Source organism: Methylobacter sp. Wu8, assembly GCF_036440755.1.
Classification (GTDB): domain Bacteria; phylum Pseudomonadota; class Gammaproteobacteria; order Methylococcales; family Methylomonadaceae; genus Methylobacter_A; species Methylobacter_A tundripaludum_A.
The window spans coordinates 1-4,062 of the sequence record NZ_JAZGVT010000061.1; the positions used below are offsets into that span (position 1 = coordinate 1).

3 protein-coding genes are annotated in these 4,062 nt (G+C 51.7%); 2 read left to right on the forward strand and 1 reads right to left on the reverse strand.

The window, feature by feature from the left end; all coding sequences use genetic code 11:
• The first annotated feature begins 233 nt into the window (after window positions 1-233).
• Together V3O24_RS09195 and V3O24_RS09200 are read left to right on the forward strand one after the other, a co-directional pair.
• On the forward strand, window positions 234-1,514 hold the full coding sequence (locus tag V3O24_RS09195; RefSeq protein WP_331307027.1) for a glycosyl hydrolase family 18 protein: 1,281 nt from the start codon (window positions 234-236) through the stop codon (window positions 1,512-1,514).
• A 295-nt stretch (window positions 1,515-1,809) separates the two neighbouring features.
• Window positions 1,810-2,364, forward strand: coding sequence for a transposase (locus V3O24_RS09200; protein ID WP_104424076.1), 555 nt, complete (start codon window positions 1,810-1,812; stop codon window positions 2,362-2,364).
• Between the two features lie 282 nt (window positions 2,365-2,646).
• Here V3O24_RS09200 and V3O24_RS09205 read toward each other — a convergent pair whose 3' ends face one another.
• Window positions 2,647-3,963, reverse strand: coding sequence for an NAD(P)-binding domain-containing protein (locus V3O24_RS09205; RefSeq protein ID WP_331307028.1), 1,317 nt, complete (start codon window positions 3,961-3,963; stop codon window positions 2,647-2,649).
• Window positions 3,964-4,062: the final 99 nt, after the last annotated feature.

The window sequence follows — 4,062 nt, forward strand, 5'->3', positions numbered from 1 at the left end:
TCAACCATCGCCCTCGAAAAACACTCAATTTTAAAACACCTCATGAGGTCTTTTTTCCTGAACAAGAGAGGGATGCCGCATGATTACTAGGATTGCACTTCGGAGTTGAATCCGCCTAACTATTGAGGAGAACTAAAATGACTTAATAAGTTTTTGTTCCTCAGCCCGGATCGCGTTCCTGGCGAGTAGCGACTTCGTTCAACTCTTGATTTAAAATCCTAAAGGACACTCCAATGAAAAAAAGAGCAAACTTTACCGGTGCCATTGGTGCTTGGCTGACTAGTGAATTGCATCCTACAGGAGCTACCTACAGCTCACCCAACAGCAATTTCAGTTCCATTAAGCTCAACGGGATTTACGGCACCCTCGATTACCTCAGCATCGGCTGGTTTGGTGTGGATATGAGCAACCCGACCAGTCCTACCCTGAGCACGAGTAACACGTATCTCGCCCAACAGGTGGCAGATGCCCGTGCACAAAACCCGGACATCATCATATTTGCTTTGCTGGCCTATAGCAGTCAAATCACCACCGATCTGCAAACGATCATCGCCGATCCCACCCTGCTGGCTACCTTTGCGAACAATGTGGCCAACTTTCTGGGTAACAACGGCCTCAATGGTTTCGACATTGACTGGGAAATTCCTACCAGCAACCTCACTTCGCAGCAATCTGCCGCTTGGCTCAACGCACTGGGCAAGGCTTTCGGGGACACGTATTATCTGGCCGTTTCGCCGAGTTCAAATCAGGGCCAGCAGAGTGTCGATAACCTGAATGCGGATGCTGTGAATGCCAATGTGGATGTGGTCAATTTGCAAAGTTACTGGGTTCCCGATCCGAGCGTATTTATTGCACACGGCATCAATGCTGATCTGTTGGGATTCGCCGCCTATTTTGAAAGTGGGGTAACTGCGCTTGATGCCTATCAGCAATACACGACCGGGATTCAATACAATGACCAGCAATACCCCTACCATTCCATGATCAGTTGGCGGCTTGATTCTTCCAACTGGCCTTTCGAGCAAAGTCAGCAACTATTGCTGCGACAATACATGTCCGGCCAACCGAATGTGGTTCCGTTCAACGATGGAGCCATCTTGAATGTGCAAACCACGCCAACGCTTATCCAAAGTATCGTTATCCGCAGCGGCGATATCGTGGATGCTATCCAATGTACCAATGCCAGCAGCGATGGCTCGTATGTGGTACAACTATTGCCGCACGGCGGTGATGGTGGCAATGGGAACAATCCGATCAACCTCACAAATGGCCTCACGGCTTTCAGTTACGTTACCGGCAACTGGTACGGACAGCAGGTTATTGCGCAGATCACCATTAACGGCACCAGCTATCCGGCTGCTGTAAACCCTTCAGTATCCAACCCGCAAATGCATCAGGTTACAGCGCCCGCCGGGAAAACCATTATTGCCTTCAGCGGGCAAACCCAATATGTGAACCTCGCGGGCGGCGGCTTCACTTGGGTGCTGGCGCAGATTAACCCTGTTTTTGGATAACACACCAGTCAAGGCCATAAGGTACGCCAATAGGATGCGCCGATATTAGGAGGCGCATCGCTCGTTTGATTTGAAAAAGGGAAAACCAGCCCATGCTTTTATTACAATGAAGTCCGAGCCTAACCCAACACTCCAGCCGACTCCGCTGACGCTACGCAGCTGAGCTTTACGTTAGCCCGGTAGGGTGGGCACATGCTTTTCGTGCCCACGCAAAACGAAGCCGGTAATGTAAAAGGTGGGCAAAACAGCCTGCCCACCCTACACTTGATATGCTGTTCACTTTCTATTTTTTGTTATGTCACATTATCGGCGCGCCTATATTCCGGGCGCGACTTATTTTTTTACGGTGGTTACGTATCGCCGCCGCCCGATTCTTTGCGACGACCCGGTACGGTCGGCGTTACGCGATGCCGTTAAAACGGTGCAATCGCGCCATCCATTTACTATAGACGCTTGGGTATTGTTGCCCGATCATTTACATACGATTTGGACTTTGCCGCCGGGCGACGCCGATTGTGCGCTTCGTTGGAGTTCTATTAAACGCAGGGTTTCCTTGGCCTGCGCTGGGCTCTACCATCGAACCGACTGGATGACGGCATCCAAAAGCAAACATCGCGAATCGACTTTTTGGCAACGGCGCTATTGGGAACACTGCATCAACAGCGAATCGGATTATGCCCGCCATAGGGATTACATTGCCATTAATCCGCTTAAACACGGTTTGGTGTCCCGCGTACAAGACTGGCCGTTTTCCACTTTTCACCGCGATGTTGCAAGAGGCATTTATCCGCTGGATTGGGCCGGATGCGCCGGTACGGCTGAATTGGCCTCCGGCGGTGAACCCGCATAAGCTGACCGGGAAATATCAACGAGGAACAATCCGGCAACGTAAAAGGCGGGCAAAACCGCCTGCCCATTCTAGGGCCGTAGGCTGGGTTGAGCAACGCGAAACCCAACTTTCGATGCCGCCAATGCTGGGTTTCATTGCATTCAACCCAGCCTACCCGTATCACATACTACTCCCAGAATTGACCGACAATAGCCGGGAGGTCGCGCAACATCTTTTCCTTGCCCGACATTTTCCTATGTTGAAAAGCCATAAGATGCGCTACGCATTGATCCGACATTGGGATTAACGCTCATCCAGCATATCCCTGTACATACGCGCGACTTTAATAAACTTCCAGAAATCCACTTCCCATAAATGCCGGTGCGAATCCAGGAAATAATCCTGTCCCAAGTCGGGGTCGTCTTCCTGCTTGGCCTGGATAAATTTGTCATAGCCTTTGCTTTTGTCTGTAAACGCCTTGATGTAGCTTCTGACGAACTGGCCCTGCAATCTCAAGCCGTCGCCCAGACCGGCCGCGGCATTAACAAAACCGAAGAAAAAGATGTTGTCCAGGTTTCTCGGCGCAATGTGAATGAACAAGTCGGGGATGCCTGCTTTCCATTGCAACAGCGCCGGATCGATAAACGGAAAATCCCGGTCGTAACCGGTCGCGTAGATAATCACGTCCACGTCGGCGCTGGAGCCGTCGGTGAAATGGACGGTGTTGCCGTCGAAGTAATCGACATCGTCTTTCGGCTGAATATCGCCATGACCGATATGATACAGAATCTGGGAATTCATGATCGGGTGCGCGCCGTCCAGCGGGTGATCGGGTTTTTTCAAGCCGTAATCGACGCCGTCGTAACCGGCCAGCTTGAATACCTGCTGGATGTAGGCCATGGTCTCTTCCTTGGATTTGAACTTGTTGCCCAGTTGCAGCATCCATTGCGGCGTCGGCTTGCCGCCGATAAATTTCGGGTAATAATGGTAGCCCCGCCGTGTGCTGTGATACACGTCGGTGCCATGATGCACGGCATCCACGGCAATATCGCAGCCGGAGTTGCCCGCACCGACAACCAGAACCCGTTTGCCTCTGATCTGGTCGGGGGATTTATAATCCATTGAATGAAAGACTTCGCCGCTGAAATGCCCCCGGTACGGCGGGTCGGGATAACGGGCGACCCGTTGCGCGCCGTTGCAGACCGCGACAAACGAATAGTGTTTGCACTCGCCGCTGGACAAGGTCACGTCCCAGCCGTCCCCGGCCGGTTCCAGCTTGGTGACCGAGGTATTGAAAATGGCTTTGTCATACACGCCGAAGTCCCTGGCGTAAGAACGCATATAGGCCAGCATCATCTTGTGGTTCGGGTAAACCGGATAATCGTCCGGCATCGGATAATCGGGAACCTGGGTGTTGAACTTCGGCGAAATCAAATGCAGCGAAGGGTATACCCGGCCGCTTTTGCCGTCGCCGTTCCACACGCCGCCCAAATCCGCTTCCGACTCATACAGGTCATAGTCGATTCCGCCGTCGTTCAGCTCCCTGCCCAGGCCTATTCCCAGCGGCCCTCCGCCGATAATGCATAGTTTTATCCGTTTGCTCATATCTGTTTGGCTCAATAGTGATTCTTAGTGGCTGTGTTTGCTCTTTTGTCTTGAACATGCTCTTCATGGTTAAAAAATGAAATTTGCTCAAGTTATTTTTTGCATGTTCCTTAG

What these genes read in the sequence shown, in the direction of transcription:
- V3O24_RS09200 (WP_104424076.1), top strand. Translation starts at nt 1,810, where the DNA reads ATGTCACATTATCGGCGCGCCTATATTCCGGGCGCGACTTATTTTTTT.
- V3O24_RS09195 (WP_331307027.1), top strand. Translation starts at nt 234, where the DNA reads ATGAAAAAAAGAGCAAACTTTACCGGTGCCATTGGTGCTTGGCTGACT.